Annotated in this window: 15 protein-coding genes; 9 read left to right on the top strand and 6 right to left on the bottom strand. The window is 35.5% G+C overall.

Annotated elements, in window-relative coordinates; translation table 11 throughout:
* The first annotated feature begins 45 nt into the window (after positions 1–45).
* From arcA to HYQ40_06550, 4 genes are all read left to right on the top strand, one after another.
* The gene (arcA, locus tag HYQ40_06565; protein MBZ6527437.1) at positions 46–1,278 is read left to right on the top strand and encodes an arginine deiminase; all 1,233 of its coding nucleotides are present in this window, start codon (positions 46–48) and stop codon (positions 1,276–1,278) included.
* A gap of 118 nt (positions 1,279–1,396) precedes the next feature.
* A complete protein-coding gene (locus tag HYQ40_06560) occupies positions 1,397–2,017 on the top strand; it encodes a CadD family cadmium resistance transporter (GenBank protein ID MBZ6527436.1) in 621 nt (206 codons plus the stop codon).
* A 79-nt stretch (positions 2,018–2,096) separates the two neighbouring features.
* Positions 2,097–2,651 (top strand): aldo/keto reductase, encoded by a 555-nt coding sequence (locus HYQ40_06555; protein MBZ6527435.1) that lies wholly within the window; start codon positions 2,097–2,099, stop codon positions 2,649–2,651.
* 158 nt (positions 2,652–2,809) lie between these two features.
* Positions 2,810–5,629: a DEAD/DEAH box helicase gene (locus tag HYQ40_06550; protein ID MBZ6527434.1), complete on the top strand. Its 2,820-nt coding sequence runs from the start codon at positions 2,810–2,812 to the stop codon at positions 5,627–5,629.
* 52 nt (positions 5,630–5,681) lie between these two features.
* Here the strand turns inward: HYQ40_06550 and HYQ40_06545 are convergent, their stop codons facing one another.
* The 4 genes from HYQ40_06545 to HYQ40_06530 all read right to left on the bottom strand — a co-directional run bounded on the left by HYQ40_06545 (position 5,682) and on the right by HYQ40_06530 (position 8,624).
* Positions 5,682–5,981: a DUF1232 domain-containing protein gene (locus HYQ40_06545; protein ID MBZ6527433.1), complete on the bottom strand. Its 300-nt coding sequence runs from the start codon at positions 5,979–5,981 to the stop codon at positions 5,682–5,684.
* Positions 5,982–6,087: 106 nt separating this feature from the next.
* Complete coding sequence (locus tag HYQ40_06540) at positions 6,088–6,864, bottom strand: ABC-2 family transporter protein (GenBank protein ID MBZ6527432.1); 777 nt, start codon at positions 6,862–6,864, stop codon at positions 6,088–6,090.
* A gap of 3 nt (positions 6,865–6,867) precedes the next feature.
* On the bottom strand, positions 6,868–7,653 hold the full coding sequence (locus HYQ40_06535) for an ABC-2 family transporter protein (GenBank protein MBZ6527431.1): 786 nt from the start codon (positions 7,651–7,653) through the stop codon (positions 6,868–6,870).
* Positions 7,650–8,624: an ATP-binding cassette domain-containing protein gene (locus HYQ40_06530; protein MBZ6527430.1), complete on the bottom strand. Its 975-nt coding sequence runs from the start codon at positions 8,622–8,624 to the stop codon at positions 7,650–7,652. The genes HYQ40_06535 and HYQ40_06530 overlap by 4 nt, the downstream gene beginning before the upstream one ends.
* A 155-nt stretch (positions 8,625–8,779) precedes the next feature.
* Between HYQ40_06530 and HYQ40_06525 the strand changes: the two genes are divergently transcribed.
* Positions 8,780–8,956 carry a hypothetical protein gene (locus HYQ40_06525; protein MBZ6527429.1) on the top strand — a complete coding sequence of 59 codons (177 nt, stop codon included), beginning with the start codon at positions 8,780–8,782 and terminating at the stop codon, positions 8,954–8,956.
* A 290-nt stretch (positions 8,957–9,246) separates the two neighbouring features.
* On the opposite strand, the gene HYQ40_06520 is transcribed toward HYQ40_06525, so the two are convergent.
* Complete coding sequence (locus tag HYQ40_06520) at positions 9,247–9,807, bottom strand: CDP-alcohol phosphatidyltransferase family protein (protein MBZ6527428.1); 561 nt, start codon at positions 9,805–9,807, stop codon at positions 9,247–9,249.
* A 199-nt stretch (positions 9,808–10,006) separates the two neighbouring features.
* On the opposite strand from HYQ40_06520, the gene HYQ40_06515 reads away from it, so the two are divergent.
* The 4 genes from HYQ40_06515 (at position 10,007) to HYQ40_06500 (ending at position 13,947) form a co-directional block, all read left to right on the top strand.
* Positions 10,007–10,795, top strand: a complete 789-nt coding sequence (locus tag HYQ40_06515; GenBank protein MBZ6527427.1) for a CHAD domain-containing protein — start codon at positions 10,007–10,009, stop codon at positions 10,793–10,795.
* 13 nt (positions 10,796–10,808) lie between these two features.
* On the top strand, positions 10,809–11,795 hold the full coding sequence (locus HYQ40_06510) for a YhdH/YhfP family quinone oxidoreductase (protein ID MBZ6527426.1): 987 nt from the start codon (positions 10,809–10,811) through the stop codon (positions 11,793–11,795).
* 247 nt (positions 11,796–12,042) lie between these two features.
* Positions 12,043–13,065, top strand: coding sequence for a mannose-6-phosphate isomerase, class I (manA, locus tag HYQ40_06505; protein MBZ6527425.1), 1,023 nt, complete (start codon positions 12,043–12,045; stop codon positions 13,063–13,065).
* Between the two features lie 21 nt (positions 13,066–13,086).
* Positions 13,087–13,947, top strand: coding sequence for an ROK family protein (locus HYQ40_06500; protein ID MBZ6527424.1), 861 nt, complete (start codon positions 13,087–13,089; stop codon positions 13,945–13,947).
* Between the two features lie 50 nt (positions 13,948–13,997).
* Here HYQ40_06500 and HYQ40_06495 read toward each other — a convergent pair whose 3' ends face one another.
* Positions 13,998–14,873: a MurR/RpiR family transcriptional regulator gene (locus HYQ40_06495; GenBank protein MBZ6527423.1), complete on the bottom strand. Its 876-nt coding sequence runs from the start codon at positions 14,871–14,873 to the stop codon at positions 13,998–14,000.
* Positions 14,874–15,047 lie beyond the last annotated feature (174 nt).

Raw genomic sequence — 15,047 nt, 5'->3', positions numbered from 1 at the left:
GCAAACTGCTAAGATGAAGTTATAGCAAAGAGAGAGGAAGAGACGATGACTGATAAGACAAGCATGCCAATTCAAGTGTATTCAGAAATTGGTCGATTGAAACGTGTAATACTCCATCGACCGAGTATTGAGTTAGAAAATTTAATTCCTGCAAATCTTGCAACTTTATTATTTGATGACATTCCCTTTTTAGAAGCAGCGCAAAAAGAACATGATGCATTTGCTCAAGTATTAAAAGAGAATGGTGTCGAAGTGCTTTATTTAGAAAAACTAGCTGCAGAAGCAATTGATTTTGGCAATGTAAGAGATGAGTTTATTGCTGAATGGTTGAGTGAATCGGGCTTAGAACCAGGCGCGCATTATCAAGCTGTTAGAGACAAGCTTGATAATATCGAAGGTTCTTATGAATTAATTCTTAAGACGATGGCTGGATTTAGGAAAGATGAAGTGGATGTTGAAGAAGGGACGACTTTGCTTGATACATTGGAGAAGGATTATCCTTTATTAATTGATCCGATGCCGAGTTTGTACTTTACCCGTGACCCCTTCGCGACGATTGGGCAAGGAATTTCACTGAATCATATGTATTCTGAGACCCGCAAACGCGAAACGATTTATGGAAAGTATATTTTCAAATATCATCCCGCCGTGAAAGATAATCCCGTGCCCTTATATTATTTTCGAGAAGAGTCGACTTACATAGAAGGGGGAGATATCTTAGTGTTATCCGAAGATGTCTTAGCTATTGGGATTTCACAGCGAACCGATGCTCGTTCTATTGAAAAACTCGCTCGAAATCTATTCGAAGATACAGACTATAGCCAAGTGTTAGCATTTCTAATTGGAAGTAACCGTAAGTTTATGCACTTAGATACAGTCTTTACAATGGTTGATTATGATAAATTTACGATACATCCAGAAATCGAAAACCAGTTAAAAGTCTATACGATAACAAGTCAAAATGGTGAAGTGAACATTAAAGAAGAAACCAAACCTTTAGAAAATATATTAGAAGCAGCGCTCAAGGTGGAGAAAGTAACGCTCATTCGTTGCGGAGGGGACGACCCAGTAGCTTCCGCACGCGAACAGTGGAATGATGGAGCGAATACGTTAGCGATTGCTCCAGGCGAGTTGATTGTCTATGATCGTAATCCAGTTACGAACGCTTTGCTTGAAGAGGCGGGAATTAAATTACATAAAATTCAAGGAAGCGAACTGGTTCGTGGACGAGGTGGACCACGTTGTATGTCGATGCCGATTTACCGGGAGCGGTTTTAATAAATATTAAGGAGTTAAAAAGGTGAGTTTTATATTGTTTTATCCTTTAGCGACATTTAAATTGATGTGTTTGTGCTAAATAGAAGTACTTTAAACTACAATAAAAAAGGAGACTTCTATGATTCAAACGATTTTATCTGCAATAGGTGTTTATATTTCAACGAGTATTGATTACTTAGTGATTTTGATTGTGCTTTTGACTCAATCAGATATATCGCATATTAAAAAACATATTTATGCTGGTCAATTTCTTGGTACGAGCATATTATTTTTCTTGAGTTTTATAGCCGCATACATGGTGAACATTTTGCCAGAAGACTGGATTATTGGCTTACTTGGTTTAATACCAATCTATCTTGGAATCCGTTATATAGTGGGTGAGGGCGAAGAAGATGATGAGGAAGAGGTTATCAATCGATTTAATCATAATCAAACCAATAAATTCTTCATCACTGTCGCATTAATCACAATCGCAGCTGGAGCAGATAATCTAGGTGTTTACGTTCCATACTTTGCTTCATTAAATGGGATGAGTATATTGCTTACTGGGATTGTTTTTTCAATTGGAATTATTGTATTATGTGAGTTGAGTTATAAACTATACTCATTACCGATGATTAATGAAACAATTGAGAAATACGAGCAAGTAATTGTACCACTTATCTTTATACCATTAGGTATTTATATACTGATTGAGAATGGCACCCTACAACATATTTGGTCTACCTTAATTGGATAAATGAATTAGACAAGCTGAATAACAAAAAACGAGTATAGCCACTGTTATGTAAACTGTAAAATTATCTAATGGAATTGAAATGCCAATCTTAGTTTTTGGTGTCTTTCAAATTGGGGAATTAGACGAATGTGAACGCGTAGTTGGTGAAGCGATAGAAGTCGGTTACCGTTCAATAGACACAGCTCAATCATATGGAAACGAAGAGGCAGCCGGGAATGCCATTGCTAAAAGCGGCGTATCGTTTGTTTTATGTGAAGAACTAGGTATTGGCTTTGTAGCCTATGGCCCATTAGGGACAGGCTTCTTAAGTGGAAAATACAGTTCACAAAAAGAGTTTGGTAATGATGATTATCGAAGTTTCATGGGACGCTTTAAACCTGAAGTAATGGAGAATAAACAGGCAGTATTGGATTTATTAAGTAGCATTGCTGAAGATAAAGGGGCAACATCTGCTCAAATTGTCTTGGCTTGGGAACTAGCTCAAAAAGATTTTATCGTACCGATTCCAGGGACGACGAAAATACACCGAGTTGAAGAAAACTTAGGTGCCATGAAGATTGAATTTACACAAAAAGAGTTAGCTGCGATTGATTCTGTATTAGCAGATTTAGAAGTAGACACAACTTACTATTAGAATAGAAAAAGACCTGAACGATTTTTCATCGTTCAGGTTTTTTTGTAGCAATAATCAATCTATAATTTTTTAATATAAAATTAATGTGGGCAAGAAAAAATATTTACTTGATGGTAAACTGTATATAGTTAGAATATATCAAAGGAGTAAACTTAATTATGCAGAAGCCGGATTATAAAGAAGCAAGTCTTAATATAAGTCAGTTTCAAGAAATATACCAGTCTATTTCTCAGATGATTATGTCAATCGAGAATATTAATAAACAGGCAGAGAATGGAATAATCAACCTTAAACAGCCTATCGTTCAAGAAAAGTTAAACGCTATGAAAGAAAACCAATCAGATGGAAATAGTCATTCAGAGGGTGAAATATTCCAGTTAACAGATATATTATTGGGAAATAATTTAAATAATGACCAAGCAAAAATTAAAAAAATGATTTATATCAATAAACACTACGATGAAGATATTCAAATAATCTTGAATAAAAAAGATCGAATAAATTCTGTTGACTCGACTATACACCAATTAAAATTTAATGCATTATTCAATATAAAATGGTTTGTTATGACAAAAAAACAAAAACAAATGATTATATCTCAACTTGATCAAGCTGAAAATTTTATTAATGAATTTCAAGAAATGTTTGAAAAACAGATTCCAAAACTAAAGAGTGGAGTTGAAAAAGGAAACGAGCAAATCAACTTAGATTATGAACAAAATGAGTCAGAATACTATTTATTTTTGAACAAACAATTTAAAGTAGATAAGGCATTAATTACAAGACAAGAATTTGAAAACTTCAGGATCAAGCACGATAATTTAACAACGATACATACTAATATTATGCAGAATTATCGAGATGAATCATCTTATAACTATCAAATAAAAGAGCTCATTAAAAAGGTAAAAGTAAAAGAAGTTGAAGAAGAATTTTATAATACAACGATTAATGAATTCTCCGAAATATATGATGCATCAAAAATGCGGGCAGCAATATTAAAAGAGAATAACATCATTTCTCTATATGATTTAGTTAGCTTTGAACCATTAGAAACAATCGATGGAATTGGCTTTGTAACTGGAACTTATATAAGAGAAATACTTGAACAGTATAAAGATAAAATTCAAGATTCAGTGGGCATACAGTTTAATATATCAGAAAAGACACATGCCCAAACAGAGTTATTGAGATACTTATATCCTATTGTCCACAATAAAAATATTTTTAATGAACTTAAGGAAGCGCATGAGTACTATAGACGACAAAATATATATGTATTATTAGAGCAAGTTAATATACGGACTGAGTGGGACTTACAACAAACTTACAAAGATGAGAAAAACTTAGTCGGGTTTGAAACCATACTTTTAAAACTTCAGAAAGACTTAAAGGATATAAACTTAAAGTCAGAAAGATATAAACTCTTAATCAGTAATAGTAATAAAGTATCGCCAACTATTTTGTGGGAAGACTTTACGAAAAATGCTGGCGATTATTATGCAATTCTTGAAAGAGAATTTAATCAGAATAAAGTACAAAAAGAAGAGCAGATGAAGAAATCTGCTTTATCTCAAACTATTATAAAAAAGATTGAAGATTTTAAATTAAACGAGAATAATTTAAATGGAACATTAAGAAGTTGGCAGGACTTCGGTGCAAAATACAGTCTTATTCAGAAAAAGGTATTAATAGGAGATGAAATGGGATTAGGGAAGACTCTGACCACCATTGTAAGCATGGTACATTTAGCAGAGCAAGGTAAACGGCGTTTCTTTGTAATTGTACCTGCAAGTATTATAGTAAATTGGAAACGAGAAGTTCAAAAATTTTCAAACTTATCTGTGTATATTATTCATGGATTGAATCGTGATTCTTTATTAGATACTTGGTACGAAAATGGTGGTGTGGCTGTCACGACTTATGATACAGCTTGGCGACTTGATTTTGATGATATTTCTCATATTGATATGGTGGTAGCTGATGAAGCACATTATATAAAAAATCCACAAGCAAAGAGATCAAAAATTGTTTATGAATTGACTGATAGGAGTGAATATGCGACATATCTTTCGGGAACTCCGCTAGAAAACCGTGTCTCAGACATGACCAATATCATCAAACCGCTTCAGCCAACAATAGCATATCAATTGAAAATGCCTCGTGTAAAAGAACGAAATGAGGTATATCGTAAAACAATCGCACCAGTGTATTTAAGAAGAACCATAGAGGATGTTAAACTAGAACTTCCAGATTTAAGTCAAATTGAAGAGTGGGAAGAATTTGGGAAAGAAGAGCTAGATTATTATAAGGAAGCAGTTGCTAGAGGTAATTTTATGATGATGCGCCGAGCAGCTTGGATGGGCGGCTCACCAAATAAGAGTCCGAAATTAGAACGCTTAATAGAATTATGTAAAGAAGCCAAAGAAAATAATCAAAAAGTTTTAATATTTACTTTTTTTAGAGATGTCATTGAAGTCATTACTGATGCACTTGATGGTCAAATTGTAGAAGCAATCCAAGGTGGTGTATCACATGAACGACGTCAAGAAATTATTGATGAATTTAGAGATTCCACAGAAAAAAATGTGTTAATAGCGCAGATTAATACAGCTGCTCATGGATTAAATATACAATTTGCGAATATAGTAATATTTTGTGAACCACAAATAAAACCATCGTTAGAAAGTCAAGCAGTGGCTAGAGCATATAGAATGGGACAAGTTAATAATGTATTTGTTTATCGTTTATTAACAGAGAATAGTATTGATGAACAAATGATGGAAATGTTAGGAAATAAGCAAGCATTATTTGATGCTTATGCGCATAAAGCTTATATTACTGAGGAGGCATTATCGCAAGATACAGATGAGGAAGTAGAGATTGAGGAAAATATCCAAACGAAGATAATCGATTTAGAGAGACGTCGACTTGGTGTCCAACCAAAAGAAAATACGGATGAATTATTAGTTAAATAAGAATAAAAACGAGTATAGTTACTGTTCAATAACAGTAACTATACTCGTTTTATTAGTCATGAATGACTTCAGCCGATTTAATATGTTGTTGAGGGTTTACTTTTGATACCCCAGTTTGTTTCTCGTAAAAGTTATCTAGTAAAGTCATTGCCACTGTTGTTAATACACCAATAACTGCAGCGTCGTCAGCGAAACCTAAAGGACCAAAGATATCTGGCAGGACATCCAAGGGGAAGATCGTATAGGCTAAGGCCACTCCGACAATACCTTTAATATACGTTGGTGTTTCTTTTTTGAATAGGGCTTTGATGAATTTACCTAGAGTTGTTTTCGATGATTTTGTTGTTTTCATAAACACACACCCTTTCTTGATTATATACAGTATAACGCGCATCATAATAACATTTATCAGTCTTAAGGATGATATTTTATTGCAACAAGATTATCTCATTAAACCTTCAAGATCCAGTGGATTGATAGTGTTTTAACCCAAAGCGCCACATCCCATAACAAGGAAAAATAAATAAACAGGCAATCAGCGGCACAAAGACAAAGAAAGTATTCTGGCTACGCCCCAGTAAAAAGAGAAGAGGATAATACTGAACTAAGGCTAAGGGCACAATAAAGGTTAGAAATTTTAAAACGGCTTCCCCGTAAATACTAAAAGGGTATTGGCCAAATTCACGCCCACCATCGGTAAAAATATTGATAAATTCCAAGCCTTCAATCGTAAAAAAGCATAAGCTCGCATAGAGTAAAAATAAGGAAGAAAAGACAATAACTCCACCGATAATCATAAAGCACAGCGTGAGTAATTTCAGACCTGTCCATTGAATGTCACTATTAGGTAAAACATAGCCAAAAATCAATAGCGCTTGAATCAAGCGACCAATTCGAGATAACTCATTTCGTGAACCTAATACTTGGAGCACTAGATTTTGAGGACGAACAAGCATCCGATCAAACTCGCCATTACCAATGAGAATCGCGAAACTATCAAAGCCACGAGCAAACATTTCTGCTAAAGCAAAGGCTAGAGTAATAATTGAAAAACTGATTAATACTTCATTCAAAGTAAAGCCATCAATTTGTTGGAAGCGTGCCATCATGTAATACATCCCTAAAAAAGCGGTGAACGTTGCTAAAAATTGTCCAACAATGAGCATCAAGAAAGATGTTTTGTGTTGCATCTGACTTTTTAAATGAATCATAAAGTAACGCCAATATAATTTCATCCTCTAACCTCCTTGAATGACAACGCGTTTGAGCGCATGATTTATCATCCATTGCCCAAGACTTATTAAAGCAATCAACCAAAATAATTGAGGTAAGACAACTGTCCATGAGGAAAGGTCTCCACTATAAACACGCAGAGGAATATTTTGCATCGCACCAAAAGGCGTTAATTCAATCCCTTTTTGTAATGAATTAGGCAAAAATGGTAAAGGAATAATAGCCCCTGTTAAGAACTCACCTATCGTCATAACAAGCATTCGGATGCCAGTTGGTGACAACAAGTAGAAGTTTGCGATATAAATTAACATGACAAAAGCGATAACGAGAAACATGCTCAGTATTAACGTGACGAAGAATAAAGGGAAGTGACTGGATATACTTAAGCCATAAGGTGCTGGGAGTAACAAAGCGATAAGAAGCGTTGGAAAACACCGAAGTATTGTCCGAGCTAAACGCATCGCTAAGTTTTTCGCAAACCAGTTATTGTATAAATCCAACGGACGAATCAACTCATAAGCTACTTGACCGTCTGTCACACTTTGAAATATTTGATTATCAAAAATCCATAGAGCAAACAAATTCAGCAAAGCTTGTTGTAACCAAATATAGTCCGTAACACTATCCAAACCCATCGGGAAAGCAACTGGGTTAGACTTGTAGAAAGCACTAAACATTAGAACCAACATGGAACCCCAAGCAAACTGAGTAAGAATACCAGCAAAAGCAGCTAAGCGGTATTGAATCGTCGAAATAAAGTGAACGCGAAATATACTCAAGTATGCTCTCATATCTCAAATTCCTCATAGAGGTTGACAACTAACTCCTCAGCACTGGCTTGCTTCACTGAAATCGTATTGATATCTAATTGCTGTGCCAAGATTTCAATCGCACGCGACGTTGACATCAGGTGAGTATCGACAGCAAAAATACCACGATTTCCTTGTTGATCAATCAATGCAAGTCCTTTAAGTGGTTCGAATTTCCCGCTATGGAATTGAGCAATGATTTGTACATGCTGACTTTGTTTTTCTTTTAATTCAGATAAAGAACCGTCTAATAGAATTTGACCATTCCCAATGAGTAAGATCCGATTTGTTAAAGCTTCGATATCTTGCATGTCATGTGTCGTTAAAATAATCGTCGTTTGCTTCGTCTTATTCAGTTCCTTAATAAATTCTCGCACCGCGATTTTTGATACAGCATCTAAACCAATCGTAGGTTCATCTAGAAATAAAATGGAGGGAGAGTGTAAAAGTGACGCAGCAATCTCACAACGCATTCGCTGGCCTAAACTCAGTTGACGCGTAGGAGTATTAAGTAAGTCGCCTAGATTCAATCGTTCAGTTAGATTATTTAAAGTCGATTGATATTCATTATTGTCAATATTATAAATATCTCTCAATAATTCAAAAGAATCGATGACCGGCACTTCCCACCAAAGTTGAGAGCGCTGACCGAATACAACTCCAATATCACGAACATGTTCCTTACGATTTTCCCAAGGAGTTAGCCCATTAATTAGACAACTTCCAGAATCAGGGACTAAGACACCACTCATAACTTTTATCGTACTACTCTTTCCCGCTCCATTCGGGCCGATGTAGCCGACAATTTCTCCCGGTTGAATCGTAAAAGACACATCTTGTAAGGCGTTGACTTCTGTATATTCTTTTTTAAACAGTGCTTTAGTAGCATTTAAAAAGCCTGAAGACCTCTTTGCGATTTTGAAACTTTTATTAATATTCTTGAGTTCAATCACTTGAATCACTCCTCTCAAAATAATTGCTTTGATATTATAGCACAGATCTTTGAGGTGATTATAATGAAGTGGCCGTGTGCCTATCATGTGCTATTAACAGGGTGCTGTGCTACACTTATAATAATAAAATACTGATGATATGAAGGAGGCTAATCATGGCAAAGAACTATATTGTAGAAGAATTTGATGCAAATGGCGGTGTATTTAAAACACAAACAACAAAGCTATACCAAGAAATAGCCGATTATGCGAACAAGAAAAAATTAACGATTATCAAAGTCAGTGACATGGATGAAAAAGGCCGTTGTGCTGTTATCTTTGAAGAGATGTAAAATGAAATGAGTACGAGAGTAACGACAAACGTTGTTATTTTCGTCTTTTTTTGTATATAAAGTTATATTTCGCACTATTATGAATTGTTGCATGTGAATTATCAACCATTCATACATACTCATAACTATAAATGCCAATAAGAGATAATGTTATCCACATGTTCATAACAAAGACTGATTCAATATATTTATCCAGAAAATTGACGTAAATATCACTTGTTATACACAAATACACAGTGAGACCTGTTGATTATGCATATGTATGAACAAAAAAAGCAGCTTGATTAATTTTATTTAATTTTAACTTGTTTTAATTGTATTAAGAACCAGCGTGAGTACATCACAAAAGCCATTATTAAGACAGCCCCTGTCATTAAAATCAGCACATTCGCAATCACAATATTCATTGTTGGAAAAGCAACTAAAAACAAGGCGCATCCATAGAATGTAAACGTTGCGACCTTACCATACCATAGTGAACCATCCATCATTACACCTTGGCGGTACAGAAGAATATTACATAAAACTAAACTTAGTTCTTTAAAGACAAATAAAGCAACCAGCACACCCATATATTTCCATGTGGCAATTAAACAAATGACAATGGCTAGTTGAGTTAATTTATCTGCAAATGGATCTAATACTTTACCAAGATTCGTAATCAAATTGTACTTACGAGCAATATAGCCATCTAAGTAATCAGTGAATCCAGATAAGAGGATGATAAAAGCAGCAAATAAATAATCCGCTTGAGTTTCTGCTTTTAAATAAAAGAAGACAAAATAAGGGATTAATGCTAATCGCAACAAAGAGAGTAAATTTGGTATAGCCAACCATTCTGATTTTTTCATTGAATTCCACCTTTTTCAAAACTAAATTTTATATTCCTTGAAGTATGATGAGTGGCATCAGCCTCAAGGAATATTCGATAATTAAATCATACCATATCTATTATAGTGAGAGCATATTATATTGTTTCAGCTCACAAGACGAGAGTGATATACTAAAGATGTAAATGATTAGTCATAATCTGAGCGAGAGGTGAATCTGATGAAAAAGAATGTACAAGGTATTTTACTGGAGCGACTTGGTATTATTAAAGCACGTTACGTTGACTATTCTAACAATCCTTTTGATAAGGAAATCACACATGATTTACGTGTAAGTATTAGAGAACTGCGAGGTTTATTGAATTTTGTAAAACCGGTTATCGGACAAGATACTTATGATGAGATGAATGATGCGCTTCGCGGCGGCGCACAAATCTTTGGAACAGTTCGCGAATTGGATGTTTTAACCGAATTAACTGAAGAAGTTGCCTTAGAACAACCTGATTTGAGTGAGCATTTTTATGAGGCGTTCAATCTATTAGAAAAGGAACGTCGCAAGGAAATGCGCCGGACATTTAACAAAACAAATGTCCAATTAATCAACGATGCTATAACAACGATTCAAGAGACACTTGAGGAATTAGAGTTGGATAGTGAGTTGGATTGGGACAAATATATTGCCAAACGCTTAGAGAAAAAGAACAATACACTTCAAAAAGCGTACGAAAAAGTAGATAAATCTGATTATGAAGCTGTTCATGATATTCGAAAAGAAGCTAAGAAAAATCGATATTCCGCTAAATACTATAAAAAAGTTACATCGACTAAGACGAAACCATATAGAAAATCAGCTGAAGGAATTCAAGATGAGTTTGGTGAGATTACGGATGCTCATGTTAATTATGACTTATTAACAGCTTTTGCAAATGAAGTAGACCAGAAGGAATTAAAAGATTTATTCATGCAAATTCGTGATATGGTCAAAGAAAAAATAACTAAAACATCATAAAAGGAGAATTGAATTGGATTTATTTAAAGCATTAGTTGTACGAAAGTCAGATGAAGAAGTAAGTTATGAGATTGAATCAGTTGAGCAAGGTTTTTTAGATGAAGGAACTGTTCTAATTAAAGTGAATTATTCATCGCTTAACTATAAAGATATGTTAGCAACCCAAGCTAAAGGTGGAGTGATTCGTCAATACCCAATGATTCCAGGAATTGATTTGAGTGGTGTAGTTGTCGAGACAAAGGATGACTCACTTCAGGTTGGGCAAGAAGTTCTAATTACTGGTTTTGACTTAGGAGTTAAACATACAGGGGGCTTAGCTGAATACGCACAAGTTCCAACAGAATGGGTTATTCCTTTACCAGAAAACTTATCGCTAAAAGACGCTATGATTTATGGTACAGCAGGTTTTACAGCAGCGCAATCTGTACGTGCGCTTGAAGGACAAGGAATGTCGCCAAAAGATAACCCAAACATCTTAGTGACAGGAGCAACGGGTGGGGTCGGAAGTATTGCCTTGGCTATTCTAGTCAAAGCTGGCTACAACAACATTACAGCGATGATTCGTAAAGACTATCAAGAAGCAGTAGCTAAAGAATTAGGAGCACATGAAATTCTATGGGCAGATGATATTGGTGAGAAGAAAGCATTAGCTTCACAAAATTATGACTATGTTTTAGATACAGTCGGAGGCGATGTTGCAGCAACTCTAATTCCACAAATACAAGAAAATGGTAGTATGAGCTTATGTGGAAATGCGGCTGGAATTAAGTTAGATACAACTGTCTTGCCATTTATCTTAAGAGGGGTTAATTTGCTAGGAATAAACTCTGTTACAGCAAGTCATGAGGAACGTCAAACTATCTGGAGTAACTTAGCAACGGATTGGAATGTAGTTGATAACTTGAAAATTAACACGGTTAAGTTAGAAGATGTTTCGGAAACAATTAAGTCCTTAAAAGAAGGTTCGCATATTGGGCGTACAGTTGTAGAGATGGATTAAAGAGTATAAAGGGAGAGCTGTAGTTTAAAAGAGCTCGGCTCTCTTTTTGACTTTTTTTAAAAAAATTTAATTCGGTAAGAATTAGTAAAAGATAGTTCTCGAGTTTGAAACTTAAACACAATCGCTTGAGATAAGGGTTGAAATTAGCCCAACTCCATCCACCACCCACCAATCCAAGTTTCCTTTACCAAAGCGGAAGAAATTAAAACGCATTAACTTAACAAATATTTTCAACCCTTTGAATAATATGATAATATTAGCATTTGAAAGCGTGTTCGATATATCTTATATAATAAATCAGAATGGAGCTGTTAATGTGGAGCCGATTTTTTTAAAACCTGTTTTACAAGAGAAAATATGGGGTGGTAACAAGTTAGAAAGTGAATTTAAATTTGACTTACCAAGCGATAACATTGGAGAATCTTGGTCAATTAGTGCGCATCCAAACGGAGTATCTAGGATAGAGTCCCCAGAAGAATTCAAAGGAATGCCTTTTGATCAATTTTATAATGAGCACCGAACATTTTTTGGTGATTTAAACGATGATGTATTTCCATTGTTAATTAAAATTCTTGATGCTAAAGAAGATTTATCTGTTCAAGTTCATCCAGATGATGTTTATGGAAAAGAGCATGAAGGTGAATTAGGCAAGACTGAGTGTTGGTATATTATTGATGCAGAACCAGGTGCTCAGATTGTTTATGGACATAACGCTCAGACAAAAGAAGAATTCCAACAATTAGTTGAAGAAGGCCGTTGGGATGAGTTATTGCGCCGCGTACCTGTGATGCCAGGTGAATTCTATTATGTACCTCATGGAACGATTCATGCGATTGGTGGTGGCGTCATGATATTAGAAACTCAACAAAGTTCAGATACAACTTACCGAGTGTATGATTACGGGCGAACTGACGATCAAGGTAATGAACGTGAACTTCATATTCAACAATCCATTGATGTTTCATTAATTCCGCATCAAGACCCAGACCAAGTGGCAGATGCAACAGAACAAGAGGGCGGTATAATCACTCATTTCCTCACGAATGATTACTTTAAAGTATTCAAATGGGAAGCATCAGGTGATTTAAATGTTCCAGTGACGAATGACGTGTATTTAGCAACTGTCATTGCTGGTGCGGGAGAGTTAATCGTTGATGGAAAAGCATACCCATTAATAAAAGGTAATTCATTTGTGACACCAGCTTCAGCATCAGAAATTAAAGTTAAAGGTGAGAACATCACATTAATCGCATCAAACCCAATTCATTAAACAAAGCAGGAGTGATTAGCTATGACAGTATTAGGAGCAATTGAAGCAGGGGGCACAAAGTTCGTCTGTGCTGTGTCAGATAATGCATTAAATATCATTGAAAGAGTATCCATTCCAACAACCGTTCCAGAAGAGACGATGGAAGAAGTGGTGCGGTTTTTTAAGCAATACGATGTGGATAGCTTTGGTATAGGGTCATTTGGACCGATTGATGTAAGTACAAACTCAGAAACCTACGGGTACATCACATCAACGCCAAAGCCAGGCTGGAATCAGTTTGATTTCGTTGGTTATATGAAGCAAGCGTTCAATAAACCCATCTACTGGACAACAGATGTGAACGCCGCAGCTTATGGAGAATACAAATTAGGAGCTGCGCGGGGTATTCCTAGTAGTATGTATTTAACGATTGGAACAGGAGTTGGTGGGGGAGCTGTTATTAATGGCGAAATCTTTAATGGGTATTCTCACCCAGAGATGGGGCACATAAAAGTCCAACGACATCCCGATGACAACAAGAAAGGGGCATGTCCTTATCACGGTGATTGTTTGGAAGGGCTAGCAAGTGGCTCAGCAATCGAAAAACGATTTGGCCAAAAAGGGACAGACTTACCCGAAACACATGAAGCGTGGGAGTTTACAGCTTACTATTTAGCTCAAGCTTTAATGAATTATTCATTAATCTTGTCTCCAGAACGCATTATTTTAGGTGGAGGTGTGATGAAGCAAGCTCACTTATTACCTATGATTCAAGAGAAGTTAGAAGAATTAATGGCTGGATATATGGTATTACCGCCTATGTCTGAGTATGTTCAAACACCAGGATTAAAAGACAATGCCGGGATTACTGGTTGTCTATTGTTAGCTCACAAAAGCATTTAACTAAAAATCTCAGTAACGATTGATGAAATCATCAAAGTCGTTACTGAGATTTATTTTTCTCTCATGATATCTGTACTAATTCGACGTGAATCAAAAGTTTGCCCTACTTTAATGATGTGATCTAAATTACCATCATAATCATGGGTGAAGACAACTGCATATAATAAATCTAATAAGTAGATAATTGATGTGTTGGAAGTGAAATTTGCAATCTTAGAGTACAATTTCTCACGGGTTGTAATGTGCAAAGTCACATCACTCAGTTTAGAAATCGTATTGTCCCCAATACTTGTTAGACTAATGACTGAAGAACCGCGCTCTTTTAACATATCAATACATTTAAGCATAGTATCATTCTCACCAGTATATGAAATAACAATGGCGCATGTATCTTTAGTCGAATGATAAGCTTCATAATCGATGTAGTGGTAGGCAGAAGCAATTGAAACATTCCGATTAATGCGGCGCATCTTTGTAACAAAATCTTGAGAAATCATAGCATTCGTATGACTTCCAAAAATCTTAATGTCTTTTGCTTTCAGAAGTTTCTCCTGTGCACGTAACAAGCTTTGGTAATCCAAAAGTGACAATGTATCTTGAATCGTATTGTGTTCAAGTGTAGCTAACTTGTTCGCAATCGATAGCAAGTTATCTTGTTTCTCAAAAGGTAGGTTGGCATCAATGGAATTATAGTGACTGTTTAAGTAATGCCATTCCTTTAAGTAGGCATCCTTCAGGTCGGTCCAACCTTTGAACCCGAGCTTCTTAGCAACTCGAATTAAGCTTGTTGGGTTCGTATGAGTAATTTGAGCGAGGGCAGTCGTTGTCATATTCTCAAGTGACTGTGGATTATCTGTCATGTAATCTACTAACATTTGTTCAGCATCTGAAAAATGCTCTAATTTCATTTGTTCGACAATTAGCATTGAATCCTCCTAGGTTATTCATTCTACCTCCAATCTTAAGTTATTCTAACTCTTTTCACAACTATAAACATATTTTGTGTCAGAGTGACACAAGTAAACAACAAAAGACACATTGATTTGTGATAAGGCTTACAACTTATCCTGAAGCTATTGTAAAGGGTTTAGTATAAGGGT

This window comes from Aerococcaceae bacterium DSM 111021 (assembly GCA_020112395.1).
Classification (GTDB): Bacteria; Bacillota; Bacilli; order Lactobacillales; family Aerococcaceae; genus Ruoffia.
This window is presented reverse-complemented; position numbering and strand designations above follow the sequence as displayed.

Coding starts and splice junctions, on each gene's coding strand:
- arcA (MBZ6527437.1), top strand. CDS start 46: ATGACTGATAAGACAAGCATGCCAATTCAAGTGTATTCAGAAATTGGT.
- HYQ40_06560 (MBZ6527436.1), top strand. CDS start 1,397: ATGATTCAAACGATTTTATCTGCAATAGGTGTTTATATTTCAACGAGT.
- HYQ40_06555 (MBZ6527435.1), top strand. CDS start 2,097: ATGCCAATCTTAGTTTTTGGTGTCTTTCAAATTGGGGAATTAGACGAA.
- HYQ40_06550 (MBZ6527434.1), top strand. CDS start 2,810: ATGCAGAAGCCGGATTATAAAGAAGCAAGTCTTAATATAAGTCAGTTT.
- HYQ40_06545 (MBZ6527433.1), bottom strand. CDS start 5,981: ATGAAAACAACAAAATCATCGAAAACAACTCTAGGTAAATTCATCAAA.
- HYQ40_06540 (MBZ6527432.1), bottom strand. CDS start 6,864: ATGAAATTATATTGGCGTTACTTTATGATTCATTTAAAAAGTCAGATG.
- HYQ40_06535 (MBZ6527431.1), bottom strand. CDS start 7,653: ATGAGAGCATACTTGAGTATATTTCGCGTTCACTTTATTTCGACGATT.
- HYQ40_06525 (MBZ6527429.1), top strand. CDS start 8,780: ATGGCAAAGAACTATATTGTAGAAGAATTTGATGCAAATGGCGGTGTA.
- HYQ40_06520 (MBZ6527428.1), bottom strand. CDS start 9,807: ATGAAAAAATCAGAATGGTTGGCTATACCAAATTTACTCTCTTTGTTG.
- HYQ40_06515 (MBZ6527427.1), top strand. CDS start 10,007: ATGAAAAAGAATGTACAAGGTATTTTACTGGAGCGACTTGGTATTATT.
- manA (MBZ6527425.1), top strand. CDS start 12,043: ATGATAATATTAGCATTTGAAAGCGTGTTCGATATATCTTATATAATA.
- HYQ40_06500 (MBZ6527424.1), top strand. CDS start 13,087: ATGACAGTATTAGGAGCAATTGAAGCAGGGGGCACAAAGTTCGTCTGT.
- HYQ40_06495 (MBZ6527423.1), bottom strand. CDS start 14,873: ATGCTAATTGTCGAACAAATGAAATTAGAGCATTTTTCAGATGCTGAA.